The 26,095-nt window shown below is 73.3% G+C and carries 27 protein-coding genes and 1 pseudogene; 23 read left to right on the forward strand and 5 right to left on the reverse strand.

Features of this window, described 5'->3' with window-relative positions:
* Positions 1 to 10: 10 nt before the first annotated feature.
* Entirely contained in the window at positions 11 to 1,324 is a 1,314-nt protein-coding gene (locus G5V58_RS05765; protein WP_165229672.1) for a rhamnan synthesis F family protein, read from the reverse strand.
* A gap of 208 nt (positions 1,325 to 1,532) precedes the next feature.
* Here G5V58_RS05765 and G5V58_RS05770 point away from each other — a divergent pair, with 208 nt between their 5' ends.
* The 8 genes from G5V58_RS05770 to G5V58_RS05805 all read left to right on the forward strand — a co-directional run bounded on the left by G5V58_RS05770 (position 1,533) and on the right by G5V58_RS05805 (position 9,641).
* Positions 1,533 to 2,858: an ammonium transporter gene (locus tag G5V58_RS05770; protein WP_230487113.1), complete on the forward strand. Its 1,326-nt coding sequence runs from the start codon at positions 1,533 to 1,535 to the stop codon at positions 2,856 to 2,858.
* Complete coding sequence (locus G5V58_RS05775; RefSeq protein WP_165229675.1) at positions 2,855 to 3,193, forward strand: P-II family nitrogen regulator; 339 nt, start codon at positions 2,855 to 2,857, stop codon at positions 3,191 to 3,193. The genes G5V58_RS05770 and G5V58_RS05775 overlap by 4 nt, the downstream gene beginning before the upstream one ends.
* 98 nt (positions 3,194 to 3,291) lie before the next feature.
* The gene (locus G5V58_RS05780; protein ID WP_165229678.1) at positions 3,292 to 3,630 is read left to right on the forward strand and encodes a P-II family nitrogen regulator; all 339 of its coding nucleotides are present in this window, start codon (positions 3,292 to 3,294) and stop codon (positions 3,628 to 3,630) included.
* Positions 3,627 to 5,843: a [protein-PII] uridylyltransferase gene (locus G5V58_RS05785; protein ID WP_165229681.1), complete on the forward strand. Its 2,217-nt coding sequence runs from the start codon at positions 3,627 to 3,629 to the stop codon at positions 5,841 to 5,843. Before G5V58_RS05780 ends, G5V58_RS05785 begins: the two co-directional genes overlap by 4 nt.
* A 174-nt stretch (positions 5,844 to 6,017) precedes the next feature.
* Entirely contained in the window at positions 6,018 to 7,583 is a 1,566-nt protein-coding gene (ffh, locus tag G5V58_RS05790) for a signal recognition particle protein (RefSeq protein WP_165229684.1), read from the forward strand.
* 383 nt (positions 7,584 to 7,966) lie between these two features.
* Positions 7,967 to 8,521 carry a hypothetical protein gene (locus G5V58_RS05795; protein WP_165229687.1) on the forward strand — a complete coding sequence of 185 codons (555 nt, stop codon included), beginning with the start codon at positions 7,967 to 7,969 and terminating at the stop codon, positions 8,519 to 8,521.
* Positions 8,518 to 9,066: a hypothetical protein gene (locus tag G5V58_RS05800; RefSeq protein WP_165229690.1), complete on the forward strand. Its 549-nt coding sequence runs from the start codon at positions 8,518 to 8,520 to the stop codon at positions 9,064 to 9,066. The genes G5V58_RS05795 and G5V58_RS05800 overlap by 4 nt, the downstream gene beginning before the upstream one ends.
* A gap of 23 nt (positions 9,067 to 9,089) precedes the next feature.
* Positions 9,090 to 9,641 (forward strand): hypothetical protein, encoded by a 552-nt coding sequence (locus tag G5V58_RS05805; protein ID WP_165229693.1) that lies wholly within the window; start codon positions 9,090 to 9,092, stop codon positions 9,639 to 9,641.
* Here the strand turns inward: G5V58_RS05805 and G5V58_RS05810 are convergent.
* The gene (locus tag G5V58_RS05810; protein ID WP_165229696.1) at positions 9,577 to 10,776 is read right to left on the reverse strand and encodes a hypothetical protein; all 1,200 of its coding nucleotides are present in this window, start codon (positions 10,774 to 10,776) and stop codon (positions 9,577 to 9,579) included. The genes G5V58_RS05805 and G5V58_RS05810 overlap by 65 nt on opposite strands.
* A 38-nt stretch (positions 10,777 to 10,814) precedes the next feature.
* Here G5V58_RS05810 and G5V58_RS05815 point away from each other — a divergent pair, with 38 nt between their 5' ends.
* On the forward strand, positions 10,815 to 11,180 hold the full coding sequence (locus G5V58_RS05815) for an NYN domain-containing protein (protein ID WP_165229699.1): 366 nt from the start codon (positions 10,815 to 10,817) through the stop codon (positions 11,178 to 11,180).
* Positions 11,181 to 11,266: 86 nt separating this feature from the next.
* On the opposite strand, the gene G5V58_RS05820 is transcribed toward G5V58_RS05815, so the two are convergent.
* Entirely contained in the window at positions 11,267 to 12,430 is a 1,164-nt protein-coding gene (locus G5V58_RS05820; RefSeq protein WP_165229702.1) for an ROK family transcriptional regulator, read from the reverse strand.
* Positions 12,431 to 12,614: 184 nt separating this feature from the next.
* Between G5V58_RS05820 and G5V58_RS05825 the strand changes: the two genes are divergently transcribed.
* Together G5V58_RS05825 and G5V58_RS05830 are read left to right on the forward strand one after the other, a co-directional pair.
* Positions 12,615 to 14,612, forward strand: coding sequence for a glycoside hydrolase family 3 protein (locus tag G5V58_RS05825; protein ID WP_230487114.1), 1,998 nt, complete (start codon positions 12,615 to 12,617; stop codon positions 14,610 to 14,612).
* 30 nt (positions 14,613 to 14,642) lie between these two features.
* On the forward strand, positions 14,643 to 15,716 hold the full coding sequence (locus G5V58_RS05830; protein WP_165229707.1) for an amidohydrolase family protein: 1,074 nt from the start codon (positions 14,643 to 14,645) through the stop codon (positions 15,714 to 15,716).
* On the opposite strand, the gene G5V58_RS05835 is transcribed toward G5V58_RS05830, so the two are convergent.
* On the reverse strand, positions 15,653 to 16,567 hold the full coding sequence (locus G5V58_RS05835; protein ID WP_230487115.1) for a VanW family protein: 915 nt from the start codon (positions 16,565 to 16,567) through the stop codon (positions 15,653 to 15,655). The two genes, G5V58_RS05830 and G5V58_RS05835, sit on opposite strands and share 64 nt — an antisense overlap.
* A gap of 215 nt (positions 16,568 to 16,782) precedes the next feature.
* Here G5V58_RS05835 and rpsP point away from each other — a divergent pair, with 215 nt between their 5' ends.
* The 12 genes and pseudogenes from rpsP (at position 16,783) to G5V58_RS05890 (ending at position 25,002) form a co-directional block, all read left to right on the forward strand.
* Positions 16,783 to 17,334 carry a 30S ribosomal protein S16 gene (gene rpsP, locus G5V58_RS05840; protein ID WP_165229713.1) on the forward strand — a complete coding sequence of 184 codons (552 nt, stop codon included), beginning with the start codon at positions 16,783 to 16,785 and terminating at the stop codon, positions 17,332 to 17,334.
* 4 nt (positions 17,335 to 17,338) lie between these two features.
* Positions 17,339 to 17,581 carry an RNA-binding protein gene (locus G5V58_RS05845; protein WP_165229716.1) on the forward strand — a complete coding sequence of 81 codons (243 nt, stop codon included), beginning with the start codon at positions 17,339 to 17,341 and terminating at the stop codon, positions 17,579 to 17,581.
* Positions 17,562 to 18,155: a ribosome maturation factor RimM gene (rimM, locus tag G5V58_RS05850; RefSeq protein WP_165229719.1), complete on the forward strand. Its 594-nt coding sequence runs from the start codon at positions 17,562 to 17,564 to the stop codon at positions 18,153 to 18,155. Before G5V58_RS05845 ends, rimM begins: the two co-directional genes overlap by 20 nt.
* Positions 18,152 to 18,820 (forward strand): annotated as a pseudogene (gene trmD, locus G5V58_RS25840) (tRNA (guanosine(37)-N1)-methyltransferase TrmD); the annotation flags it as partial. The gene rimM and the pseudogene trmD, both read left to right, overlap by 4 nt.
* A gap of 192 nt (positions 18,821 to 19,012) precedes the next feature.
* A complete protein-coding gene (locus G5V58_RS25845; RefSeq protein WP_329957574.1) occupies positions 19,013 to 19,309 on the forward strand; it encodes a GNAT family N-acetyltransferase in 297 nt (98 codons plus the stop codon).
* Between the two features lie 171 nt (positions 19,310 to 19,480).
* A complete protein-coding gene (gene rplS / locus G5V58_RS05860) occupies positions 19,481 to 19,831 on the forward strand; it encodes a 50S ribosomal protein L19 (protein ID WP_165229725.1) in 351 nt (116 codons plus the stop codon).
* A 22-nt stretch (positions 19,832 to 19,853) separates the two neighbouring features.
* Positions 19,854 to 20,666, forward strand: coding sequence for a signal peptidase I (lepB, locus tag G5V58_RS05865; RefSeq protein ID WP_230487116.1), 813 nt, complete (start codon positions 19,854 to 19,856; stop codon positions 20,664 to 20,666).
* 14 nt (positions 20,667 to 20,680) lie between these two features.
* Complete coding sequence (locus tag G5V58_RS05870; protein WP_165229728.1) at positions 20,681 to 21,367, forward strand: ribonuclease HII; 687 nt, start codon at positions 20,681 to 20,683, stop codon at positions 21,365 to 21,367.
* A 73-nt stretch (positions 21,368 to 21,440) separates the two neighbouring features.
* Positions 21,441 to 21,752, forward strand: coding sequence for a DUF2469 domain-containing protein (locus G5V58_RS05875; RefSeq protein WP_165229731.1), 312 nt, complete (start codon positions 21,441 to 21,443; stop codon positions 21,750 to 21,752).
* Between the two features lie 195 nt (positions 21,753 to 21,947).
* Entirely contained in the window at positions 21,948 to 22,412 is a 465-nt protein-coding gene (locus tag G5V58_RS25850) for a hypothetical protein (RefSeq protein WP_230487117.1), read from the forward strand.
* Entirely contained in the window at positions 22,403 to 24,574 is a 2,172-nt protein-coding gene (locus tag G5V58_RS05885) for a hypothetical protein (protein WP_165229734.1), read from the forward strand. The genes G5V58_RS25850 and G5V58_RS05885 overlap by 10 nt, the downstream gene beginning before the upstream one ends.
* The gene (locus G5V58_RS05890; RefSeq protein ID WP_165229737.1) at positions 24,571 to 25,002 is read left to right on the forward strand and encodes a TadE/TadG family type IV pilus assembly protein; all 432 of its coding nucleotides are present in this window, start codon (positions 24,571 to 24,573) and stop codon (positions 25,000 to 25,002) included. Before G5V58_RS05885 ends, G5V58_RS05890 begins: the two co-directional genes overlap by 4 nt.
* Before the next feature lie 126 nt (positions 25,003 to 25,128).
* Here G5V58_RS05890 and G5V58_RS05895 read toward each other — a convergent pair whose 3' ends face one another.
* A complete protein-coding gene (locus G5V58_RS05895) occupies positions 25,129 to 26,028 on the reverse strand; it encodes a tyrosine recombinase XerC (RefSeq protein ID WP_230487326.1) in 900 nt (299 codons plus the stop codon).
* Between the last annotated feature and the right edge of the window lie 67 nt (positions 26,029 to 26,095).

Here is a 26,095-nt window from a genome sequence, read left to right on the forward strand (position 1 = left end):
AGGATAGGTCTCAGCCGTGCAGCCGCTGCAGGTGCCGCGCGAAGGCGTCGACCGGTGCGTCGGGCACGGCGGCGCGGATGCGCTCCTGCCAGTCCTCGAGCCCGGGGGTGTCGTAGGGGTTGTCCACCAGGAAGCGTCGTTTGAACACCGGGAAGCCGTCGGCCAGGAGCGTGAAGGCGCGGGGTCCGTAGACCGGGTGGTTGGGCAGCAGCGCCGGCACCCAGGTGGAGAGTTCGAAGCCCTGGCCCACGAGGTACTGCGTCAGCCCGGTCTCGTACTTCTGCACCAGGTTGGTCCGGTCGCGTTGTGGCCGCACCGTGTCCAGCCGCCGCCGCAGCCCCGGGTCGTCGAGGACCGGTCGGCGCAGGGCCAGGAAGTAGGAACCGACGTGGACCAGCTCGAGGTGGCGGTACGCCGTGGGCGGGAGCCAGGACCGCTTCACCTCCTCCAGCGGGACCTCCTGCGGCTGGAGCGGCTCGGGCTCGAACCGGCGGGCGGTGAGCTGCAGGCCCCAGAAGTCACAGGTGCGCGCGTCCATCCGCGCGAAGACGTCGTCCAGCGGCTGCACCAGCCAGCACGAGTCGTTGACCAGCAGCACCTCGTCGTAGGCCGCCAGCGCCTCCCACCCGACCAGCTCGCGGGCCAGCACGCTCCAAGAGCCGAAGTCGTGCGCGCCCTGGTCGCGGACCCACGCGCCGGCGACGTGCGGCGCCAGGCGGTCCAGCTGCCCGTCCTGCAGCGAGCCGTCGTAGCAGACGAAGACGTCCGCGTGCCGGGCCAGCTCGGCGACGTAGGCCACCACCGTGTCGTCGACCAGCCCCTGCGCGTCGTACGCCGCGAACAGGCAGGCCCGGCGCGGCCCCACGGGCAGGGAGTGTGGCGCCCGCCCGACCCGGCGGGGGAGGGGGAGCAGACCGCGGTGCCGCCCGTCGAGCAGGTAGTGGACCAGCGGGTTGGTGGCGGTCTCGGAGTCGTCGGCCGGGTCGAGGTAGGACGCCCAGTACCACCACACGTCGAACTCCAGCGACGGGTTGCGCAGCATCCGCCAGCCCCGGCGGCAGAAGTGGTCGACGGGCTCGGCGCCGCGCTCGGCCTGAGGCGGGTTGTGGGCCAGGTAGCCGGCCTCGTCCACCGCGCCGGCCAGCCTCACGAGCGCGATCTCGCAGCGCCGGCCCTGCCCGACGCCGTACCCCTCGGCCGGCGGGAGCGTCAGCGCGTGCACGCCGCGCTCGAGGGCGTCGCGCAGCAGCGCGTCGGGGTCGTCGGAGGCCAGCCAGGCGTGGACCAGGCGCGCCCAGGCGGGCTCGAACGGGGGCGCGCTCACGGCGCCATCATTGCGGACCGGCGCGCGTAACACCGAAGTAACACCGGGCGGGAACCCGTTGCATGCCCGCAACACAGTGCCGATGGGGGCGAAACGTCGCGCCACCAGGGTTCACGTCAACAGAGCGGGAGTGTGGCCGCGACAACGTCGTCCACCCGAGGGCCGGTCCCGCTCAGCCCAGTCATGGGTCCACTTCGATGGAGGTTCTGTGGACGGCTACTACGCGTTCATGCTCATCGCGACAGCGTTCGTCTTGATGATGACGGTCCCCGCGCTGGCGCTCTTCTACGGCGGCATGTCCAGGTCCAAGTCGGTCCTGAACATGATGATGATGTCCTACATCGCGGTCGCGATCGTCGGCATCCTCTACGTCGCCGTGGGCTGGTCGATGGGCTTCGGTGGGGAGGGCACGTTCTTCCACAACCCGTTCGACCTGTTCTGGCTCGACGGGGTCACCACCGACACCTACATCGGCGTGATGTTCCAGCTCACCTTCGCGGTCATCACCGTCGCCCTGATCAGCGGCGCGGTGGCCGACCGCCTCAAGTTCTCCGCCTGGGTCGTCTTCACCCCGCTGTGGGCGCTGCTGTGCTACTTCCCGATGGCGCACATGGTGTTCAGCTGCACCGACAACTCGCTCATCTGCGGTCGGATCGGCGCGCAGGACTACGCCGGCGGCACGGCGGTCCACATCAACGCCGGCATGGCGGGCCTGGTCCTGGCGATCCTGCTGGGCAAGCGCCTCGGCTTCGGCAAGGACCCGATGCGCCCGCACAACCTGACCCTCACCATGCTCGGCGCCGGTCTGCTGTGGATGGGCTGGTACGGCTTCAACGTCGGCTCGATCGTCTTCGCCGGCGAGGAGGGCGACGCCTTCGACGCCCGCTTCTTCTCCGAGACCGGGCGCACCTTCGCCAACACCACGCTGGCCACCATGGCCGCGATCATCGGCTGGCTCGTCGTCGAGCGGATCCTGCACAAGAAGGCCACCTCGCTGGGCGCCGCCTCGGGCATCGTCGCGGGCCTGGTCGCCATCACCCCGGCCTGTGGCGCGGTCAACCTCAGTGGCGCGGTGGCCATCGGCCTCATCGCCGGCGCGGTGTGCGCCTGGGCCGTCGGGCTGAAGTACAAGCTCGGGTACGACGACTCGCTCGACGTGGTCGGCGTGCACCTGGTCGGCGGCATCATCGGCACCGTCCTCATCGGCCTGTTCTCGACCTCCGAGGGCGCAGGCGGGATCGACGGCCTCTTCTACGGCGGCGGGCTCGGCTCGCTCGGCGACCAGGCCCTCGGTGCGCTGGTGGCGATCCTGTACTCCGGCATCATCACGCTGGTCATCGGCCTGGCCATCAAGTACACGCTCGGCCTGCGCCTCGACGAGGACGCCGAGGTCGAGGGCATCGACGTGGCCGAGCACGGCGAGTCGGCGTACGACATCCACACCGGTGGTGGCAGCGGCGGGAGCACTGGCGTCCTGGCCGCGGCGACCACACCCGTCGCCCCCTCGGTCCGCAACGAAGGAGCCAACGCGTGAAGCTCGTGACCGCGGTCATCAAGCCGCACAAGTGGGAGGACGTCCGCGAGGCGCTGGAGACCTTCGGCGTGACCGGCATGACCGTCAGCGAGGTCAGCGGGTACGGACGCCAGAAGGGCCACACCGAGGTCTACCGCGGCGCGGAGTACGACATCGCGCTCGTGCCCAAGATCCGCATCGAGATCGTGGTCGACGACGGTGACGTCGAGGACGTCACCGGGATCATCGTCAAGACCGCGCAGACCGGCCGGATCGGGGACGGCAAGGTGTGGGTCAGCCCCGTCGAGACCGTCGTCCGGGTGCGCACCGGCGACCGCGACGCCGCCGCCCTCTAGGCCCGGCGCCACCGCGTGTCCACCGGCCCGGCCCTCCGCTGCGGAGGGGCGGGCCGGTGACATGATCGGCCCACCCGCAGCACCCCAGGAGGCATGTCGTGAAGCTCGTGACCGCGGTCGTCAAGCCGCACAAGTGGGAGGACGTCCGCGTCGCCCTGGAGGCCGTCGGCGTCACCGGCATGACCGTCAGCGAGGTCAGCGGCTACGGCCGGCAGAAGGGCCACACCGAGGTCTACCGCGGCGCGGAGTACGACATCGCGCTGGTGCCCAAGGTGCGCCTGGAGATCGTCGTCGACGACGCCGACCTCGAGGCCGTGGTCGGCGCGATCACCAAGAGCGCGCAGACCGGGCGGATCGGCGACGGCAAGGTCTGGGTCGTCCCGGTCGACAGCGTCGTGCGCGTCCGCACCGGCGAGACGGACGGGTCGGCTGTTTGACGTCTGAGGAGCGCTCCCGCCGCACCGCGGACGCCGACGCCCTGTGCGCCAAGGCGTGGGCCGACGTCGGCGCCCCGGACACCGGGCTCGCGCTGGTGGCGGTGGGCGGGTACGGGCGCGGCGAGCTCGCGCCGCACTCCGACCTGGACCTGGTGCTCGTGTCCGACCGGGACGGCACCGGCGCGGACGAGCAGCTGCTCGGCCAGGTGGCCGGCCAGCTGTGGTACCCGCTCTGGGACTCCGGCGCGAACGTCGACCACTCGGTCCGCACCCTGCCCGAGATGCTCGCCGCCGCGGACGGCGACCTGCGCGTGGCCACCGGGCTGCTCGACGTGCGGCACGTGGCCGGCGACCCGAACCTCACCCTGCGGCTGCGCACCACGATGCTGGCCCACTGGCGGCGCACGGCGCGCGAGCGGCTGCCCGACCTGCACCGGCTGGTCCGGCAGCGGCACGACCTCATGGGCGAGCTGGCCCACGAGTCGGTGCCGGACCTCAAGGAGGCCGAGGGCGGCGTCCGCGACGCGACCGTGCTCAAGGCGCTCGTGGCGACCTGGCTGGTCGACGTGCCCCACGTCGAGCTCGAGCGGAGCCGGCTCGCGCTGCTCGACGTGCGCGACCACGTCCACGACCTGGCCGGGCGGGCCACCGACCGGATCGCGCCGGAGCTGTGGGGCGAGCTCGCGCCGCGGCTCGGCGTACCCGACGCCCGGGCCGCGCAGGTCCACGTGCGCGAGCTCGGCCGCCGGATCACCCACCTGTCCCGGCTGACCTGGCGCCGGGTCGACGACGTGCTCAAGCGCCCGGCCCACGTCGGCGTGCGCCGGCCCGCGCTGACGCCGGTGGCCGAGGGCGTGTCCCTGGCCGACGACGAGATCGTGCTCGACCGGCGGGCCCGCCCCGCCGCGGACCCCGCCCTGCTGCTGCGCGCGGCCGCCGAGGCCGCCGAGCGTGACGTCGTCCTCGCGCCGCCGACCGCGGCCCGGCTGGCCCGCGAGTGCGCGCCGCTGCCCGACCCCTGGCCGGCCGAGGCCCGCCAGCTGCTGGTGCGTCTCCTCGCGTCCGGGCGCGGGCTGCTCGCGACCTGGGAGACGCTGGAGGAGACCGGCGCGCTGGGCGGCGTGCTGCCGGAGTGGGAGCGGATCCGGCTGCTGCCCCACGCCTCGGCCATCCACCGCTTCACCGTCGACCGGCACGTGGTCGAGACCTGCATCGAGGCCTCCGCGCTCATCCGGAACGTCGGGCGGCCCGACGTGCTCATGGTCGCCGCGCTGCTGCACGACATCGGCAAGGGCTCGCTCACCGAGCACAGCGTCGCGGGCGAGCCGCTGGCCCGGGCGATCGCGACCCGGATGGGCTTCGAGCCGTCGTCGGTCGACCTCATCGCGCTGCTGGTCCGCTGGCACCTGCTGCTGGCCGAGACCGCCACCACCCGCGACCCCGACGACCCCGCCACCGTGGCCGCCCTGGCCTCCCGGCTCGGCTCGGTCGAGGCGCTGGACCTGCTCACCGTGCTCACCGAGGCCGACGCCCGGGCGGCCTCGCCCAAGGCCTGGTCGTCCTGGCGCTCGGGCCTCATCCTCGACCTGGCCCGGCGGACCCGCGCCGCCCTGGCCTCCGGCGCCGGGCTCCCGCCGGTGGCCAACGACGACCTCGCGGTCCCCGCCGACCTGCCCGCGATCACCGTCGAGCCCGTCCCCGACGGCTCCCGTGTCACCGTCATCGCCGTCGACCGGGTCGGCCTCCTGGCCGACTTCGCCGCGATGTTCGCCCTCCAGCGCATCAGCGTCCGCGCCGCGCGGGTGTGGTCGCAGGACCAGTACGGCGTCTCGGTCTGGGAGGTCGCCGAGGAGCACGTCGACGCCGGCGTCCTCCGCGCGCGCCTCGAGGCCATCCAGGACGGCCGCATCGACCCCGCGCCCCGCCTGGCCCCGCCGGCCACCCAGGCGCTCGAGCCGACCGTCGCCGTACGCCCCGAGGCGTCGGCGCAGGCCACCGTGCTGGAGGTGCGCGCCGCCGACCGGCCCGGGGTGGTCTACCTGGTCTGCGCCGCGCTGGCTCGCCTCGACGTCGCCGTGCGGTCCGCGCACGTGGACACGCTCGGTCCGCAGGCCGTCGACGTGTTCTACCTCCAGGAGGCCGCCGCCGGCGCGCTGGGCGACCAGCGGGCCGCCGAGGCCGCTCATGCGGTGCGGGCTGCGCTGGCCGGCTGACCTGGGAGTACGAAACTGGCGTCTGCGGCGTGGGTTTCGTACTCCAAGCGTGAGTTTCACCGGCCGGCCGGTGAAACTGGACCCCGCCGCGGCCCGCCGCCGCGTCGGCCCGGAGCGGGCTGCGCCGGTAGGCTGATGAGGTTGTCCCAGCCCCTCCAGCGTTGAGGAACCCCCTTGTTCGCCACACTGTCCGACCGCCTCGCCGACACCTTCCGCAACCTGCGCGGGAAGGGCCGGCTGTCCGAGGCCGACATCGACGCGACCGCCCGGGAGATCCGGATCGCGCTGCTCGAGGCCGACGTCGCGCTGCCGGTGGTCAAGGAGTTCGTGGCCGCGGTCAAGGAGCGGGCGCGCGGCGAGGAGGTCAGCCAGGCGCTGAACCCCGCCCAGCAGATCGTCAAGATCGTCAACGAGGAGCTCGTGACGATCCTCGGCGGCGAGACGCGGCGACTGCGCTACGCCAAGTCCGGCCCGACGGTCATCCTGCTCGCGGGCCTCCAGGGCGCCGGCAAGACCACGCTCGCGGCCAAGCTGGCGCTGTGGCTCAAGGAGCAGGGCAAGAGCCCGGTGCTCGTGGCCTGCGACCTGCAGCGCCCGAACGCCGTCCAGCAGCTCCAGGTGAACGGCGAGCGCGCCGGCGTACCCGTCTTCGCGCCGTCCCCGGGCAACGGCACCGGCGACCCGGTCGCGGTCGCGCGGGAGTCGCTGGAGGAGGCCAAGCGCAAGCTCTACGACGTCGTCGTCGTCGACACCGCGGGCCGCCTCGGCGTGGACGCCGAGCTGATGCAGCAGGCCGCGGACATCCGCGACGCCGTGCAGCCCGACGAGGTGCTGTTCGTCGTCGACGCGATGATCGGTCAGGACGCCGTCAACACCGCGCAGGCCTTCCTCGACGGCGTCGGCTTCGACGGCGTCGTGCTCACCAAGCTCGACGGCGACGCGCGCGGTGGCGCCGCGCTGTCCATCGCGTCGGTGACCGGCCGGCCGGTCATGTTCGCCTCCAACGGCGAGAAGCTGACCGACTTCGACCTGTTCCACCCCGACCGGATGGCCTCGCGCATCCTCGACATGGGCGACATGCTCACCCTGATCGAGCAGGCCGAGAAGACCTTCGACCAGGAGCAGGCGGCCAAGGCCGCGGGCAAGCTGCTGGGCGGTCAGGGCGAGTTCACCCTCGACGACTTCCTCGAGCAGATGCAGCAGGTCCGCAAGCTCGGCTCGATGTCGAAGATCATGGGGATGCTGCCCGGGATGGGCCAGTTCCGCGAGCAGCTGGACAACTTCGACGAGCGCGAGATCGACCGGATCCAGGCGATCATCCAGTCGATGACGCCGGCCGAGCGGGCCAACCCCAAGATCATCGACGGATCGCGCCGCGCGCGCATCGCCAAGGGCTCGGGCCGCCAGGTCTCGGACGTGAACAGCCTGGTCGACCGCTTCTTCGAGGCGCGCAAGATGATGCAGCAGTTCGCCAAGGGCGCCATGCCCGGGCTGCCCGGCATGCCGGGCATGGCCGGTGGCGGCAAGCGCGGCAAGCAGAAGGCCCAGCAGAAGAAGGGCAAGGGTCGCCGCGTCTCCGGCAACCCGGCCCGGGCCGCCCAGGACGCCGCGGCGGCCAAGGAGAAGGCGGCCGCCACGGCCGCCAACCCGTTCGGCAACCCCGGCGGCGACGAGGTCGACTACGAGAAGGCCGCGGCGGCGCTCGAGCTGCCCAAGGACTTCTCGAAGTTCCTCAAGTAGCCGGTCGGCCCCGGCGGGCGGGCAGCAGAGCGCCCCTCCAGCCACGGGGACAGCCGGAGGGGCGCAGGTCCTGAGCCTGGCACGCGGGACGGGGCCGGTGGGGCGTCGGCGCCCGGCGTACCCAAGATTGTGGGGCGCGAGGCCCGGAGCGCGCTCGGGCCGCGCCGCCGCTTGGGGGATCGAAGCGGCGACACGGCTGTGTTCACCGTAGGCCCCCGAGTCCCTCCAGCATCAGAGGTCCAGACAACAAGAACGTATCTGGGGCCGGGCATGCCACTCTTGAAGGGCGAGGGCCGGTGGGGCGGCTCTGGGTCGACTGATTGGGGGATCGAGTCGACCCTGTGCGCCCCGCCGGCTCTCTTCACGTCCAGTACGGTCGAGCCGTGCGACGCGTCCCGGGCTGGCTGTGGGCCGCGCTCGTGGTGGTCGTGGCGCTGCTGCTGGCCGTGCCCCTCGGCGGGTGGGACCACGTCGACCGCGCCGACGCCTCGGCGCAGCGGCTGGCGCCCGGGCAGCGGCACGTGTCGGACCCGTTCGCCACGAGCGTGCTGAGCGCCGAGGTGACCGACCGGGACCCGGCGTCGTCGTTCGACCCGGAGCCGGGGACGCGGTTCCTGGTCGTCCGCGCGCGGGTGGACAACCGCACCGACCGGACCCGGGACGCGACCGGCGACCTCCTGGTGCCGGCCGGGGTGGACCTGGGCCCGGCGAGCACGGTCACGGTGGCGCGCGACCCGCAGAGCCGGTCGGCCGCCGTGCAGCCGGGGCTGCCCGCCGAGGTCCTCTTCGCCTGGGAGCTCGAGGGCGACACCGTGGCACCGGGCGACACGCTGCGGGTCCAGGTCGTCGACTGGACCGAGATCGAGTCGCGGGTCGCCTCCGGGCTGGTGCCCACGGACTACCGCGTCGGCGCGGTGGTGGAGGTGCCGGTGTCGTGAAGGCCCTCGTGCTCGCGCTCGTCCTCACCGCCGCCGCGGTCGTGGCGCACCGCACCACCCCGAGCGAGGAGGAGCAGGTCGCGCCGTTCGTGGTCGCCGCGGACGCGGGGGACTGGGGCCAGGCCCGTACGGTCGGCGCGCGGGTGGACGACGTGGGGCTGGCGACGCGGGTCACGGACGGCGAGTGGACCGGTACGACGGACGGCGTCTGGGTCGTCGTCGCGGCGACGGCGGAGACGACGCTGCGCGCCGCCTCCCTCGACGCGAGCCTGTGGCTCGGGGACCGCCGCTACGACGCGTCCGACCGGCCGGGGGACGCCGCCCTCGGCGCCGCGCGCCTGTCGCCCCGGCTGCCCGTGCGCGGCACCCTGGTCTTCGAGGTGCCCGCCGCCGCGTTGCGTGCGGACGGCGGCGAGGCGCGCGTGCGGTTCGCGACCGAGTCGGACCCGCGTCTGGACTCGGTGGTCGAGGTGCCCGTGGACCTCACGGACCTGGAGCCCGAGGCGCTGGTCGAGCTCACCGCGCCCGAGCGGACGACGCGGTGACGTGGTGACCACGTGGTGACCCGGTGAGCCGCTGGCTGCGGCGCGAGGCGGCGGCGCTCGTGCTCGCCGGGCTCCTCGGCGCCGGGACGGTGGGGTGGACGCTGCACCTGGACGGGAGGCCCTACCGCGACTCGTTGCCGGGGGAGTCCGCGGTGGCGGCGGGCGCGCCCGCGGTCCTCGAGGGCACGGCCTTCACGGTCACCGGCACGCGGTCGGTCGTGGGCGGGAGCCGGGCCGGAGAGCGGCTGGACGTGGCCGAGGACGCCACGCTGGTCGTGGTCACGCTGCAGGTGGTGCCGGACGCCGACGACCCCCTGGGGATCTGCGGCCTGGCGCTCGTGGACGGCGGAGCGGAGGGCACGCGGTGGGACGCGGCCTCCTTCACCGAGACGAGCTGGTCGGCGCCCGACCGCTTCGCGACCTACTGCGACGACGAGGAGACCGCGCCCTACGAGCTGCAGGAGGCCTTCGTCGTCCCGACGGAGGTCGCCGGCCGGGTCGACCTGGAGGTCACGAGGCCGCCGGCAGCGGTGCCCGCGGTGCGGCTCGACCTGGCCGGCGCGCCCGCGCGCTGAGCAGGGACAGCGCGGCCGCGACCACGGCCAGCTGGAGCGGCACGACCACCACGTCCGTCGCCAGGTCGACCAGGCCGGACGTCCCCGCCCACCACGCCCGCGGGTGCGGCCCGGCCAGGTGCTCGAACCCGACGCTCAGCCACGCCGGGGCGGCGGTGACGACCGCGAAGGCCAGGAGGTACGTGGCGACCGGCAGCGGTCCCGCCCGCCACGCGAGCGTCGCCACCCGGCGTACCGGCTCCCAGCGCTCGACCACCTCCCGGCTGGCCAGCTCCACGGCGCGCTGCCAGCGTGAGGACAGCCGGCCGTACCGCTCGCGGACGCGCACCACGTGCCGCGGGTCGTCGCCGTCGTGCAGCGCGCCGGCGAAGACCACGCCGGCCAGCGCGAGCCAGGCCAGCGGCAGCAGCGCCACGTCGCTCACCACCGACCACACCGGGCCGATGCCGTCGAGAAGATCACCGACCCAGGCGAACTCGGCCCGCAGGTCGTCGACCCGGTCGAGCAGCCACGCCACCATCCGCCGCGAGGTCAGCCACTCCGGTACGCCGCCCAGGAGCGTGCGCAGCACGAGGACGGTGACCAGCGCCCAGACCGCCTCGAGGTAGGCCAGCACCGCGCCGGTCCACTGCGGACGGCGTTCCTCCAGGCGCTCGAGCACCATCCGCAGCCCGAAGGCGACCACCACCATCGTGACCGACAGCCAGCCGATGGACACCGACAGTGCGTCACCGCCGACCGTGTCGAGGTCCAGCGAGGCGCGGGCGTAGGCCACCACGTCCTCATCGATGATCGCCCAGGCCGCGTAGATGATGAGGAACGGCAGCACCGCCTCCAGCAGCGCACCGCCCAGCTCCCGCGTCCGCTGCCGGCGCGACAGGGGCTCCGTCGCCGGCTCGGCCCCGGCCCGGGCCAGCGCGTCGCGGACCACGATGAAGATGGCCACGTAGCTCACCAGCCGCGCCAGCACCGCCAGCGGCAGCACCAGCAGGCCCCAGACCGCGTCGACGTTCCCGGCGTGGCCGGCCAGCCGGACCAGCAGCACCCGCGCCAGCCACCCGGCCAGGAACCACGCCAGCACCGTCGGCCACCGGGCCGCGACGGCGGCCAGCAGCGACCGGGGGGAGGGGGTCATCGGCGCCCACCCTAGGGCGTCCGGGCGATGATGGGGCCGTGGCTCGCGTCCTGGTCGTCGACGGCGCGAACGTCGTCGGCAGCCGTCCCGACGGCTGGTGGAAGGACCGCCCCGGCGCCGCCCGCCGCCTGCACGAACGCCTGCTCGTGGCCGACCTGGCCTACGACGAGGTCGTGCTGGTCCTCGAGGGCGGGGCCAAGGGCGGGGTGAGGGCCGGCCGCGATGGCGACGTCCGCGTGGTGCACGCGAAGGGCAGCGGCGACGACGAGATCGTGGCCCAGGCCGACCGGCCCGGCGACGTGGTCACCGTGGTGACCGCCGACCGGATGCTCCAGGCCCGCGCCGCCAGCAAGGGCGCCTCGTCGCTGGGGCCTGCCTGGCTCCTCGCCGAGCTGGAGCAGTAGAGCCCGCAGACCCGACGGAACCACCCGGTTCGGCGCGCCGGTTCGACAAGAGCGCGCCGAACACGTCGCGACGGAGTCGCGACCATTCAGACAGCTACTCTGGCGATGGCGAGAGCCACGGCCCCGACCACGGCCGAGCGGACGCCGAGGGCGCCGGGGACGACCTCGACGGAGCTGGCGGTGTCGGGCTGGGCGTAGCGGTCGATCGAGAGCCGCAGGCCCTCGATGAGCGAGGGCGAGCCGCCGAGGGTGCCGCCGACGACGACGAGCTCGGGGTTGAGGCTGTTGGCGAGGTCGGCGACGGCGCGGCCGATGGTGAGGCCGGCGTCGGTGAGGACGCGGCGCACGCCGGGGTCGCCGGCGCGGTCGAGCTCGATGACCTGGTCGATGCTCAGCGGCTCGTCGTACGCCGGGCGGAGGGCCTCGAGCAGGTGCGCGGCGGAGACGCGGGTCTCCAGGCAGCCGCGGTTGCCGCAGCGGCATACGTGGCCCTCCTCGCCGACCTGCACGTGGCCGATCTCGCCGGCGATGCCGCTGGTGCCACGGTGCAGGCGACCGCCGAGGACGATGCCGGCGCCGACGCCGCTGGCGATCTTGAGGTAGACCACGTCGTGCCGCCCGCGGGCGATGCCGTGGTGGAGCTCGGCCAGCGCGCCGAGGTTGGCGTCGTTGTCGGCGTGCACGGGCACGCCGAGCCGGCGCTCCAGCTCCTCGCCGGGCAGCAGGCCCTGCCAGCCCGGCATGATGCCGGTCCGGATCCGGGAGGAGCGGCGGTCGACGGGGGCGGGCACGCACATGCCGACGGCCTGGAGCTCGTCGTCGTGCAGCCCGCTGCGGGCCAGCAGCGCGCGGACGGTGGTGGCGGTGCGGTCGAGGACCTCGGCGCCGTGCGAGTCCACGTCGACCAGCGCGTGCTCCTCGGCCAGGATCGTCCCGGCCCGGTCGGAGACCGCGACCCGGACGTGGCCGTGGCCGATGTCGACGCCGGCCACACCGCCGGCCGGGGCGCTGAGGCGCACCAGGACCGGCGGTCGGCCGCTGCCGCCCTTGTGGGGCCGGGCCTTGTCGTCGGTCTCGCTGACCTGGCCGGTGCGGATGAGGTCGGCGACCAGGCTGGACACGGTGGTGCGGGACAGCCCGCTGGCCCGGACCAGGTCGGCCCGGCTCATCGGTCCCTCGCCGGCCAGGAGGCCCAGGACCGTGCGGGAGTTGCCGGCGCGCAGCCGTTCGAGGGCACCGGAGGAAGCCATGGCTCAAGCGTACGGAGATATGTACGGAAAGAGGACGAACTGGACCGCCAGATGGACTCATTCGGCATTGACCGGGACCAATGCCCGTTCCTACGTTGATGTGGCGGTCGTCACAGGCCGGCACCAGCAGCACCGGAGGCCATGGTGGCCGACCGGCTTCTTGATCGGGCAAGGAGAAACCCCCATGTTGCGCACCCCTCGCGGCGCCCTCCTCGGCGCCGCCCTCGTCACCACCTTGGCGGTGGGCCTGGTCCAGGCCCCCGGCCAGGCCGCAGCGCCACCCTCCACGAAGACGGCGGCCAAGAAGGCCGAGCCGGCGTACAAGAACGCCGACCTCACCACCGAGCAGCGGGTCGCCGACCTGCTGTCGCGGATGACCACGGCCGAGAAGATCGGCCAGATGACCCAGGCCGAGCGGATCGACGTCGACGCCGACCCGTCGCTCATCACGACCTACGGCTTCGGCAGCCTGCTCTCGGGCGGCGGCTCGGTGCCGGCGACCAACACGCCCGAGGCGTGGGCCGACATGGTCGACGGCTACCAGGAGAAGGCGCTGGAGACCCGGCTCGGCATCCCGCTGCTGTACGGCGTGGACGCGGTCCACGGCCACAACAACCTGCAGGGCGCCACGCTCTTCCCGCACAACATCGGGCTCGGCGCGACCCGCGACCCCGATCTGGTCGAGCAGATCGGCCACATCACCGCCATGGAGACCCGCGCCACCGGCCCGCAGTGGGCCTTCGCGCCGTGCGTCTGCGTGGCGCGCGACGACCGGTGGGGCCGGACCTACGAGAGCTTCGGCGAGGACCCGAAGCTGGTCACGAGCATGGAGACCGCGATCGACGGCCTCCAGGGCACCGACGTGCGCGACCTGGCCCGGCCGGACCGCGTGCTGGCCACCGCCAAGCACTTCGCCGGCGACGGGCTGACGACCTACGGAACCGGCGAGGGTGACTACACCGTCGACCAGGGCATCGACCAGGTCAGCCGCGCGGACTTCGACCGGCTCGCGCTCGCGCCGTACGTCCCGGCGGTCAAGAAGCACCACGTGGGCTCGGTGATGCCGTCCTTCTCCAGCGTCGACTGGACCGAGGACGGGATCGGCAACCCGGTCAAGATGCACGCCAACTCCGAGCTCATCACCGGCTGGCTCAAGCAGCAGCAGGGCTTCGACGGCATCGTCATCACCGACTGGCGCGCCATCCGCCAGCTGCCGGGGACCTACACCGACCAGGTGCGCGCGTCGGTCAACGCCGGGATCGACATGTTCATGGAGCCGATCCAGGCGCCGAACAACCCGACCGGCTGGGACGAGTTCATCCCCACGCTCACCGCCCTGGTGGCCAGCGGGGACGTCCCCATGAGCCGCATCGACGACGCGGTCAGCCGGATCCTCACCGCCAAGTTCGAGCTCGGCCTCTTCGAGCACCCGTTCACCGACCGCCGCAACATCGACACCATCGGCAGCAAGGCCCATCGCCGGGTGGCGCGCCAGGCGGTGGCGGAGTCCCAGGTGCTGCTGAAGAACAAGAAGCAGACCCTGCCGCTGAGCACGAGCAAGCAGGCACCGGTGTACGTCGCCGGCAGCAACGCCGACAACATCGGCAACCAGGCCGGCGGCTGGACGCTGACCTGGCAGGGCGGCTCGACCAACGTGGTCCCGGGCGACACCGTGCTCGACGCGGTGCGCGACACGGCCAAGGGTCGGGTGCAGTTCAGCGAGACGGCCTCCGACCCGATCCCGGCCGGGGCCAACGGCATCGTCGTGGTCGGCGAGACGCCGTACGCCGAGGGCTTCGGTGACGTCAACGGCCCGCAGTGGGGCTACGACCCGGGCGACAACGGCGTGCCGCGGCCGAAGAAGACCATGGAGCTGAGCCAGGCCGACGCCGTCGCCGTCCGCAAGGTCTGCGCCCGGGCCGCGACCTGCACCGTCCTGGTCGTCGCGGGCCGGCCGATGATCATCCCGCCGGAGCTCCTCGGCCAGATCGACGCGCTCGTCGCGTCGTGGCTGCCCGGGAGCGAGGGGATGGGCGTCGCGGACGTGCTGTTCGGCAAGAAGGCGTTCACCGGCAAGCTGCCGGTGACGTGGCCGCGCAACGTGGCGCAGGAGCCGATCAACGTCGGGGACGCCGACTACGACCCGCTCTACCGCTACGGGTTCGGGCTCCGCACCCGCTGAGTCCGGGGCCAGGGGGTACGGTCCGGAGGCGTGGTCGCTCTCCACGTCTCCGGACCGGTCCTGCCCGACGGGGAGGCCCGTGACCTCTGGGTCGTGGACGGCCACATCACCCTCGAGCACCAGCCCGGCGCGGAGACGGTGGCCAGCGGCTGGGTCGTCCCCGGACTGGTCGACGCGCACTGCCACGTGGGCCTCGACGAGCACGGGGAGGTCGACCGCCAGACCGCCGAGGAGCAGGCCGTCGCCGACCGCGACGCCGGCGCGCTCCTGCTGCGCGACTGCGGCAGCCCGGCCGACACCCGCTGGGTCCAGGAGCGCGACGACCTCCCGCGCCTGATCCGCGCCGACCGGCACATCGCCCGGACCCGACGCTACATCCGCAACTACGCCCACGAGGTCGAGCCCGACGAGCTGACGTCGTACGTCGAGCGCGCCGCGCAGCAGGGTGACGGCTGGGTCAAGCTCGTCGGCGACTGGATCGAGCGCGACCGCGGGGACCTGGCCCCGTCGTTCCCCGCCGACGCCTTCGCCGCGGCCATCGCGACCGCGCAGGCCCTCGGCGCCAAGGTCACCGCGCACTGCTTCGGCACCGAGGTGCTGCCGATGCTCATCGACGCCGGCATCGACTGCATCGAGCACGGCACGGGCCTGACCGAGGACCTCATCGACGCCATGGTCGAGCGCGGCACCGCACTGGTCCCGACGGCGATGCAGCTCGACAACTTCCCGAACTACGCCGACCAGGCGGGCGAGAAGTTCCCGGCGTACGCCGCCACCATGCGCGACCTGCACGCACGCCGGCGCGACACGATCATGGCGGCCTGGGAGGCCGGCGTGCCGATCTACGCCGGGACCGACGCCGGGGGAGTGCTGCCGCACGGCGGCATCGCCGGCGAGGTGGCCGAGCTCGCGTCCTACGGCATCCCGGCCGAGGACGCGCTCGGCGCGGCGTCGTGGCGGGCGCGGGAGTGGCTGGGGCTGAACGCGACGCTCGAGGAGGGGGCGCCGGCGGACTTCGTGGTCTACGACGCCGACCCGCGTCAGGACCTCGCGGTGCTGAGGACGCCTTCGCGCGTGGTGCTCCGGGGTGCGGTCGTGCGCTGACCGTCCTGGTCCAGGTCCACCACGAGGTGCTCGGGCGGCGGGTACTTCACCACCGCGCAGTTGCGCTTGACCAGCTCCTCGCCCACCACGGACCCGGTGCGGCGGTCGACCAGGGAGCGCCAGATCTCGTTGCGGCGCCAGACCCGGTCACCGACGCGGACGAACTCCTCGTCCCGGGCCTCCACCTTGTAGGAGTGCTCGACCGGGCGGTCCGCGCGCAGCTCGCCGCGCAGGTGCTTGTCCTCCACCCAGGTGTGGACCATGAACGTCGTGTCGGTGTCGTTGCGGACCACGAGGTCGACGTAGTTCCACACGATCGAGCAGCCGACCCCCCAGGGCAGGACCCGGGACTTGTCCGGGAACGGGTCGAAGCTGTGCTCGGAGCGCTCGACGACGGTGAGCGGGGAGTGCAGGAACATCCAGTGCAGCAGGTTCGCCAGCTGGCAGATGCCGCCGCCGACACCGGCCCTGGCCTCGCCGTTGGACAGGCGCATGCCGACGACGTAGCCCTTGCGGGCGGTGCAGTTGCCGACCACCTTGTTGAACGAGAACGTCTCGCCGGGGCGGATCACCACGCCGTCCGTGCGGGCGCTCGCCAGCCGCAGGTTGACGACCTTGTTGTGCTGCAGGGCCATCTCGTCGGGGGAGAGCTCGCGCAGGAGCAGCGAGCCGTGCTTCTTGACCCGGACCGGCAGCTCCGGGGTCCCGGGCGCCCGGGTGGCCCAGCGGGTGCCGGACGTGGCCCAGGCGACGTGGCGGCGCAGCTGGTGGGCGCGCACGGCCAGCGGGTAGAGCCAGGGGTGCCGCTCGGTCACGCGGCGGCGGGTCAGGGCCAGGCGGGTGGTGCTCACGTCGGTGTGATGCGGTCCGGGGCGGCCTGGTTGCGCCCGGTCCCGGTGCAGATTCGGCGGCACGCGCGCAGTCTGGCAGACTTCTCGGTTGAGTCCTGTGCGCCCGGGGACCCTCTCATCCCCCGGTGCCGAGGCCCATCGGAGTCCGTCGCTCGGTGCCCCACACGTGTGTGCCGGCCTCCACCACCACATGACATCGAGGAGACACCACACCAGTGGCCGTCAAGATCCGTTTGAAGCGCCTGGGCAAGGTCCGGGTCCCGCAGTACCGCATCGTCGTCGTCGACTCGCGCAAGAAGCGCGACGGCAAGGTGATCGAGGAGATCGGCAAGTACCACCCGAAGGAGGACCCGTCGTTCATCAGCGTGACCTCCGAGCGGGCGCAGTACTGGCTCGGCGTGGGCGCGCAGCCCTCCGAGGCCGTCGCCAAGCTCCTCAAGATCACCGGTGACTGGCAGACCTTCAAGGGCTACAAGGGCACCGAGGGCACGCTGAAGACCGCCGAGGCCAAGCCCGACAAGCTCGACGTGTTCAACAAGGCGCTCGCCGACGCGCACGGCACCGACTCCGGTGACGCCGTGACCGCGAAGAAGGCCGCGGCCAAGAAGACGGCTGCGCCCAAGGAGGAGGCTCCCAAGCAGGAGGCCGCCGCCGAGGAGGCCGCCCCGGTCCCCGCCGACGAGACGCCCGAGGGGGCCGCGGCCGACGCCGAGGCCGCCGAGGCCGCCGAGAAGCCGGACACGAACCCGGCCGACGCGGACAACTGATCTCGTGCTGGCCGACGCGCTGGAGCACCTGGTCCGCGGGGTGGTCGACCACCCCGACGACGTCGTCGTGCGCGACAAGCAGCTGCGTCGCGGCTCGATCCTCGAGGTCCGGGTGCACCCCGACGACCTCGGCAAGGTGATCGGCCGCGGCGGGCGCACCGCGACCGCGTTCCGCACCGTCATCTCGGCCCTGGCCGGGAAGTCCGACGCGCGGATCGACTTCGTGGATGTCGACAAGCGACGCTGACGGTCGCACCTCCGGCGACGGCGGCCCCGAGCTCATCGAGGTCGTCGTCGGCCGGATCGGCAAGCCGCACGGCCTGCGCGGCGAGGTGACCGTCGACGTCCGCACCGACGAGCCGGACCTCCGGTTCGTCCCGGGCGCCGCGCTCGACAGCACCACCCCGTCCAGCCACGCCGCTCGCAGCAGCACGCTCACGGTGGCCACCACCCGGTGGCACCAGGGCGTGCTGCTCGTGCGTTTCGAGGAGGCCGCGGACCGCGAGTCCGCCGAGGCGCTGCGCGGGCGGGTCCTGCACGCCCACCTCCCGGCCGACGCCAGCCCGGAGGACCCCGAGGAGTTCTACGCCCACCAGCTGGTCGGGCTCGCGGCGTACGACGTGGAGGGACGCCACCTCGGCCAGGTGACCGCGCTCGTCCCCGGCGCCCAGGACCTGCTGACCGTGCGGACGCCGGACGGCCGCGACGCGCTGGTGCCGTTCGTGACCGCGCTCGTGCCCGAGGTCGACGTGGCCGGCGGGCGCGTCGTCATCGCCGACCGCCCGGGCCTGGTCACGCCGTTCCCCGAGGACGACGCGTGAGGCTCGACTACCTCACGATCTTCCCCGACTACCTCGACCCGCTGCGCCAGTCGCTGACCGGCAAGGCCGCCGAGGGCGGGCTGCTCGAGCTGCACGTCCACGACCTGCGCACCTGGACCCACGACCGGCACCGCACCGTCGACGACGCGCCGTTCGGCGGGGGAGCGGGGATGGTGCTGCGCCCCGAGCCGTTCGGAGAGGCCTTCGACGCCCTCGACCTCGACGGCGCGACCGTGGTCGTGCCGACTCCCTCCGGGACGCCGTTCACCCAGGCCCTGGCCCGCTCGCTGGCCACCCGCGAGCGGCTGGTCTTCCTCTGCGGGCGCTACGAGGGCATCGACCAGCGCGTCCTCGACCACGCCGCGACCCGGGCGGAGGTCGTCGAGGTCTCGCTCGGCGACTACGTCCTCAACGGCGGTGAGGTGGCCGCCCTGGCCGTCACCGAGGCCGTCGTCCGGCTGCTGCCCGGCTTCATGGGCAACGCCGAGTCCCTGGTCGAGGAGTCGCACGAGGACGGGCTGCTGGAGTACCCCGTCTACACCCGCCCGGCCTCCTGGCGCGGCCTCGACGTGCCCGACGTGCTGCTGTCCGGCGACCACGCGCGGATCGCGGCCTGGCGGTCCGAGGCCGCGCGGCGTCGTACGGCGCAGCGCCGGCCGGACCTTCTCCACCCCAGCGCGGCCGCGACCGCGTGGGACGTCGTGCCGGCCACGCTGGGCGACGCCGGCGAGCTGTTCACGCTCCAGCGGGCGTGCTGGGTCCAGGAGGCGCTGGCCAACGACGACCTCGCCCACATCCCGCCGCTGCACGAGTCGCTGGAGGACGTGCGCGCCTGGCTCGGCACCTGGTCGACGTGGGTGGTCCGCAGCGAGGGCCGGCTCGTCGGTGCGGTCCGCGGCCGTCTGGAGGGCACGGCCTGGGACATCGGGCGGCTCATGGTCGCCCCGGACCTGCAGGGCCGGGGGCTCGGCCGGGTGCTGCTCGACCACATCCAGGCCGCCGCGCCGGCCGAGGCCACGTCGTACGTCCTGTTCACCGGGGCCCGCAGCGCCGACAACATCCGGATGTACAAGAAGGCCGGCTTCCGGGTCCGCACGGACCTCGAGGCGCCGCCGCGCGCGGTGGTCCTCACCAAGCGCCGCACGATTGGGTAGCCCTCGTGCCGCTGTGGCAGACTTCCTCCTTGGCCCAGACGGCCGGGTCTCTGCCACAGGGGAACCCGCAGCCCACCGGGTCAGGTCCAGCGCGTGCTGCGCCACCGCAACAACTCCATGCACATCTTCCGACATCCGCGGCTGACCTGTGGCACTCGCGAGGAGCTTCCCATGAGCAACGTGATCGCCGAGCTCGGCAACGTCCACAAGCGCGACGACGTCCCGGCCTTCCGCGCCGGTGACACCGTGAAGGTGCACGTCAAGGTCGTCGAGGGCAACCGGTCCCGCATCCAGGTCTTCCAGGGCGTCGTGATCCGGGTCCACGGCTCGGGCGTCGGCCGGACCTTCACGGTCCGCAAGGTCTCCTTCGGCGTCGGCGTCGAGCGCACGTTCCCGCTCAACTCCCCGATCTTCGACCACATCGAGGTCGTGACCCGCGGCGACGTGCGCCGCGCGAAGCTCTACTACCTGCGCAACCTGCGCGGCAAGGCGGCCAAGATCAAGGAGCGCCGCGAGGCCTGAGCGGCCACCTAGACTCGCTGCCGTGACGATCGAGGACGCCGACACCGGCGCGGACCGCGCCGGGGACCGCACCGCGCTCGAGGCGCCGCCGGGACGCTCGGCCCGTGCTCGGGCCCGGAGCGACCGGCCGCACATCCCGATCTGGCAGGAGACGATCATCCTGCTGGTGATCGCGGTGCTGCTGGCCGTGGTCCTCAAGGCCTTCTTCGTCCAGGCCTTCTACATCCCCTCCGAGTCCATGGAGCCGGGCCTGGTCAAGAACGACCGGATCCTGGTCCAGAAGGTCTCCTACTGGGGCGGCGGTTCGCCCTCGCGCGGCGACGTCGTGGTCTTCAAGGACCCGGGCGGCTGGCTCGGTGCCGAGGACGTCCAGGGCCCCGACAGCCCCGTGACCAAGGCCCTGGAGAAGGTCGGGCTCTACCCGTCCGGCGGGCACCTGGTCAAGCGCGTCGTCGGCGTCGCCGGCGACACCATCAAGTGCTGCGACGAGCAGGGCCGGATCTCGGTCAACGGCGTGACCGTCGACGAGCAGGGATACGCCCTGCCCGGCAAGAACGGCCAGACCGAGTGCTACGGCCCGATGACCGGCAACTGCAACTGGACCGCCGGCCCGGTGCCCGCGGGCCACGTCTTCGTGATGGGCGACAACCGCGCGCACTCCGCCGACTCCACCGTGCACATGTGCGTGGACGGGCAGACCGACTGCGTGCCCGGCCGCGAGTTCGTCTCCGACGACCTGGTCGTCGGCAAGGTGTTCGCCCTCGTCTGGCCGCTGAGCCACTTCGGCGGGGTGGGCGGCGCGGACGCCTTCGACAAGGTCCCCGACGCGAAGTAGCTGGTCTGGAGCCGATGTCCGAGCTGCCCCGAGGACTGACCGTACGTCGCGACGCCGGGCTCTACGGATACGAGCGCGCCCTGCGCCGCCACGGCATCGAGCCGATCGCCGGCGTGGACGAGGCCGGCCGCGGCGCGTGCGCCGGCCCGCTGGTGGCCGGCGCCTGCATCCTGCCGCCCGGCAAGGCCGGGATCGTGCCGGGCCTGGCCGACTCCAAGCTGCTCACCGAGAAGGCCCGCGAGCGCTGCTACACCCAGATCCTGCGCCGCGCGGTGTCCTGGGCCGTCGTCGTGGTCTCCCACGAGGAGTGCGACCGGCTCGGCATGCACGTGGCCAACGTCCAGGCGCTGCGCCGGGCCGTCGCGCTGCTCGACGTGCCCCCGGCGTACGTCCTCACCGACGGCTTCCCCGTCGACGGCCTCGGCGTGCCCGGCCTGGCGGTCTGGAAGGGCGACCGGGTCGCGGCCTGCATCTCGGCGGCCTCGGTGCTGGCCAAGGTCACCCGCGACCGGATCATGACCGAGCTGGACGCCGACTGGCCGGCGTACGACTTCAAGACGCACAAGGGCTACATCACCGAGACCCACAGTGCGGCGCTCACCGCCCACGGGCCCTCGCCGGTGCACCGGATGCGGTTCGTCAACGTGCGACGGGCCGCCGGGCTGGAGGTCGACCTCCCCGGTCTAGAGTCGGCGTCGTGACCACCCCACGAGACCGCGCGGTGGGTGCGCTGCGCGCGGAGCGCGCACGCTTCCGCGGGGACCACGGAACAGCATGAGCGCCGAGGACCTCGAGAAGTACGAGACCGAGATGGAGCTCACGCTCTACCGGGAGTACCGCGACGTCGTCGGCATCTTCAAGTACGTCGTCGAGACCGACCGCCGCTTCTACCTGTGCAACCAGGTCGACGTGAAGGCGCGCAGCGAGTCCGGCGAGGTGTTCTTCGAGGTCTCGATGAGCGACTGCTGGGTGTGGGACATGTACCGCCCCGCGCGGTTCGCCAAGACCGTCAAGGTGCTGACGTTCAAGGACGTCAACGTCGAGGAGCTGGCGCAGTCCGACATCGACCCGCCCAAGCCCGCCTGAGGGCCCGGCTCCGGACTGGACCACCTCGCGCCCGCGCGCTGACAAGAGGGCTCTGACGTCCGATCGGGTCAGCCCGGTCGGGCTGGTGCCGGTCGAAGCCGGGAGACTGGTCCAGATGGGCTCCTAGCGTCACGCCCAAGCGCTCCGCGAGGAGGGCTCAGGGGGTAGGGCTGAGGATGTTCGTGGATGTCGTGTGTGCCGGCACGTCGCCGCCCCCGCACCGAGAGGGGAGCGGCCGCGGTCGAGGCCGCCCTGATGAGCTCGGTGGTGCTCGCGCCCCTGCTGTCCGGGGTCCTCTACTGGGGTCACTACTTCTGGGAGGCCCAGCGGGTCCGGACCCTCGACGTGACCGCCGTGCCGCAGGGCAGCGTGGCCGGCACCTGGAGCTGCTCGGAGCTCAGCGCCCGCGTGCGTGAGCTGGTCGCCGGCAACCTGACCACCCTGGCCGGGCAGCTCGACGTCGCGCCGTCGGCCATCGGGGTCGCGGCCACCGTGGTGCGGGTGCTCCCGGACCTCGGCGCGGACGTCGAGGTCTCGGTCACGATCCCGGTCGCCCGGCAGCTGTCCAGCCTGCTGCCCCTCCCGGGCTCGGGGGCGGTCCTCGAGACGGCGACCCAGCGGCTCTCGCAGGTGAAGGTCACGACGACGTCATGTCTGTGAGGCGGGCGCCCCGGCGCCGGGACGAGCGCGGAGCGGTCGTGGTGATCACCGCGCTGCTCACCTCCGCGGTGCTGGTGCTGGTCGCCGCGCTCACCGTCGACCTCGGCAACACCTGGGCGCGGCGCGGCCAGTTGCAGACCCAGGCCGACAACGCCGCACTGTTCGCCGGCACCTACCTCCCGGCGGCGACCGCGCCCGCGCGGCTGGCGGCGGCCAAGGCGGCGGTGTACTACCTCGCCTGCCACCCGGTCCCCGGCCAGGCCGCCTCCGTCAACGACGGGTACCCGCTCCCGCGCAACGCCGACGGCTCCGCCTTCTGCTCGACCGTCTCCGGGCCGGCCGACTCGACGTACGACACCCCGGCGGCCGCGCTCATCACCGCGGGTTCGATCCGCTTCCCGACCCCCGACCAGATCGAGGTGACGACGCCGTGGGCGCGGGTGGACTACGGGTTCGCGCGCGCGGCCGGCGTGGACGACACCCTCCAGCGCAAGGCGGCGACCGCGCGCGTGCTCAGCCCCGGCAGCGTGCTGCCCATGGGCGGCTCGCTCGGCTGCATCGCCGCGGCCGCCAACAACACGGGCCTGCTCGGCGTGGGCGACACGCTGTCGAAGCTCGTGCCCGTCAACTACTGGGCGGCGGGCAAGGGCGCCAACCTGCTCGGCTCGAGCAGCGGGGGAGGCTCCTCGGTCACCGCCACCTGGTCGCCCACGCCGGTCCAGCCGACCAGCCCGGCCCGCCTGACCGTCTCGTCGGCGACCGTGGTCGGCAGCAGCGTCACGGTGAGCTACGACAGCGACTCCGGGCTCGGTCTGCTCGGCAACCTCGTGCTCAACCAGCTGCTGCTGCGACCGGTGACGGTGTGGTTCGGGCGCGGCACGACGACGTACTCCGCCTCCGCGGTGGTCTCGCTCCTCGGCACCGTCACGGTGGCCATCCCCGCCCAGGTGCTCAGCGCGCCCGGGACCTGGAAGGTCAAGGTGGTCGCGCCCATGGTCACCAGCCTGCTCCCGCTGCCCGTCTACCAGAACCGCCAGTCGAGCAACGACGTCGACCTGGTGATCGGGCTGGCCAGCAACGACCTCACCGACCTCGACAACCTCCTCAGCTGCGCCAAGCCCGTCCTCAGCCCCCGCAACCCGCCCGCCGCCGACCCGGCCGACGACCTCGTCCAGAACATCCGCACCGGCATCGACCACCCGCTCGGCACCCACCCCACGCTGGTCACCGCCGCGGCCGGCCTCACCAACCCGGCCACGACCTCGCTCGGCTCGCTGGTCGGCTCGCTCGTCAACGACCCGACGAAGTTCGCCCTCTCCTGCGGCAGCGGCGCCCTGGACGTCAAGGACACCACCGCGAACGCCGCCCGCTCGCCGAACTGCCTGTCCGTCGACACCACCCGCGCCTGGAACCGCGCCTTCACCCGGGGCTTCCTCACCACCGACGGGCGGCTCAGCTGCGCCCTGGACGACAACTGCCCGCACGGGAGCTTCAGCGGCAGCGAGCTCGGGCTCCCGGGCACCTACAACGACGACCGGGTCCAGGACTTCATCGACAGCACCCACCCGCAGACCGTGCTCGACGACCTGCTCTTCACCAGTCTGGACACGATGCTGCAGCCCGGAGTGCCGGTGCTGACCCCCAACGACGCCGTCGACCAGGGGATCTACGCCTCGCCGCGGTTCTTCTGGTCCCCGGTCCTCACCACCGTCTACACGACCGGCACCTCCGCGTCGTACCCCGTGCTCACCTTCCGGCCGGCCTTCATCACCCAGGAGAGCCCCACCGCCGGCGCCGGCCGCAAGCTGCTGAGCGCGCTCGCCCTCGAGCTCGGCAACGAGGCGCGTGCCGTCTACAGCGGTGGCATCTCGCTCCTCAACGGCCTGGGCCTCGGCGGCATCGTCAGCACGCTCAACGCCCTCGTCGGCACCGACCCGACGCTGAGCAGCCTGCTCTCGACCCTCGGCGACAGCGCGGCGGCGCAGAAGGTGGAGGCCCACGGCCTGGTCGTCGACAAGAGCGCCCCCGCGGACGACCGCCTGGTCGCCCTGCGCGTCATGAACATCAACCCCGGCGCCCTGCCCGCCGTCGACCCCGACTACGCCGGCCCGGTCACGTCGTACCTCGGCAGCGGCCCCAAGGTCATCAGGCTCGTGCGGTGAGCCCGCGCGCGCCCCGGACCCGGGACGAGCGCGGCAGTGTGGTCGTGGAGTTCGCGCTGGTGCTGCCCTTGGTGATCCTGCCCCTGCTCACCGCGATCCTGCAGTACGGCTACCACTACTGGGCGCTCGAGACCGCCTCCGCCACCGCCCGCGAGGCCGCCCGCCAGCTCGCCGTCGGCACCGACCCCGCCTGCGTCGCGGCCCAGGCCCGCGACCTGGCCAGCGGCCCCGCCATCGGACCGGTCACCGTGACCACCTCCCCGGCGGTCCCGAGCGACGGCGGGCTGGTCACCGTCACCGTGTCCTTCCACAGCCTCGACCTGCAGCTGCTGCCCGTGCCCGACGGCGGCGTGGTGACCCAGAGCGCCGAGGCCCGGGTGCAGACCGCCCGCGCGGGCACCGCGGCCGACCCGTACCTGGCCTGTTGACCTGGCCTGTTGACCTGGCCTGCTGACCTGGCCTGCTGACCTGGCCTGCTGACCTGGCCTGCTGACCTGGCCTGCTGACCTGGCCTGCTGACCTGGCCTGCTGACCCGTCCCGGTGAGGCCCGCCGTCAGGCGCGGGGGTGCGCCTGCCGGTACGCCGCACGCAGCCGGTCGGTCGTCACGTGGGTGTAGAGCTGGGTCGTCGCGAGCGAGGCGTGGCCCAACAGCTCCTGGACCGAGCGGAGGTCGGCGCCGCCCTCGAGCAGGTGGGTCGCCGCGGTGTGCCGCAGCCCGTGCGGGCCGATGTCCGGCGCGCCGGGCACGTCGGCGATCCTGCGGTGCACGAGCGTGCGGACGGCCCGCTGGTCGATGCGCCGACCCCGCGCACCCAGGAAGAGCGCCGGTCCGGCGCCGTCCGCGCGGAGGGCGGGGCGGCCCACCTCGAGCCACCGGTCGAGCGCCCGGGCGGCCGGGTGACCGAACGGGACGCTGCGCTCCTTGCGGCCCTTGCCCAGGACGCGCACCACGTTGCGCGACCGGTCGAGGTCGTCCACGTCGAGGCCGACCAGCTCGCCCACCCGGATGCCGGTGGCGTAGAGCAGCTCGAGCATCGCCACGTCGCGCAGCCCCACCGGGCTCCCGTCGTCGGCCAGCCCGGCGGCGGCCCGGATGAGGTCGGCGGCCTCGTCGGCGCGCAGCACCGGCGGCAGCGTCCGTCGCGCCTTGGGCGAGCCCAGGCTGGCGCCCGCGTCACGCGGCGCGCGACCCGAGCGGTGCAGCCAGGCGGTGAAGACGCGCGCCGCGGTGGCCCGCCGAGCCAGCGTCGAGCGCGACAGCCCGAGCGTCTGCTGCTTGGCCAGCCAGCTGCGCAGCGTGCGCAGGTCGAGCTCGCCCGGCTCGGTCAGCCCCAACCGGCTCGCGTGGTCGAGCAGCGTGACCACGTCGCCGGAGTAGGCCCGGACCGTGTGCGGCGTCAGGTCGCGCTCGGCGGTGAGGTGGCGCTCGTAGGCCGCCAGCGTCGTGGCCATCGGCTCCGGGAGCACACCCTCGTCCTCGACGACCTCGCTCACCCGACCAGCGTAGGGAGGTGAGCGG

This window comes from Nocardioides anomalus, from assembly GCF_011046535.1.
GTDB classification, from domain to species: Bacteria; Actinomycetota; Actinomycetes; order Propionibacteriales; family Nocardioidaceae; genus Nocardioides; species Nocardioides anomalus.

Excerpts from the sequence above, each read along its gene's own strand:
- G5V58_RS05810 (WP_165229696.1), bottom strand. The coding sequence starts at position 10,776 with ATGACCCCCTCCCCCCGGTCGCTGCTGGCCGCCGTCGCGGCCCGGTGG.
- G5V58_RS05820 (WP_165229702.1), bottom strand. The coding sequence starts at position 12,430 with ATGGCTTCCTCCGGTGCCCTCGAACGGCTGCGCGCCGGCAACTCCCGC.
- G5V58_RS05825 (WP_230487114.1), top strand. The coding sequence starts at position 12,615 with ATGTTGCGCACCCCTCGCGGCGCCCTCCTCGGCGCCGCCCTCGTCACC.
- rimM (WP_165229719.1), top strand. The coding sequence starts at position 17,562 with ATGTCGACAAGCGACGCTGACGGTCGCACCTCCGGCGACGGCGGCCCC.
- rplS (WP_165229725.1), top strand. The coding sequence starts at position 19,481 with ATGAGCAACGTGATCGCCGAGCTCGGCAACGTCCACAAGCGCGACGAC.
- G5V58_RS05870 (WP_165229728.1), top strand. The coding sequence starts at position 20,681 with ATGTCCGAGCTGCCCCGAGGACTGACCGTACGTCGCGACGCCGGGCTC.
- G5V58_RS05875 (WP_165229731.1), top strand. The coding sequence starts at position 21,441 with ATGAGCGCCGAGGACCTCGAGAAGTACGAGACCGAGATGGAGCTCACG.
- G5V58_RS05885 (WP_165229734.1), top strand. The coding sequence starts at position 22,403 with ATGTCTGTGAGGCGGGCGCCCCGGCGCCGGGACGAGCGCGGAGCGGTC.
- G5V58_RS05895 (WP_230487326.1), bottom strand. The coding sequence starts at position 26,028 with ATGGCCACGACGCTGGCGGCCTACGAGCGCCACCTCACCGCCGAGCGC.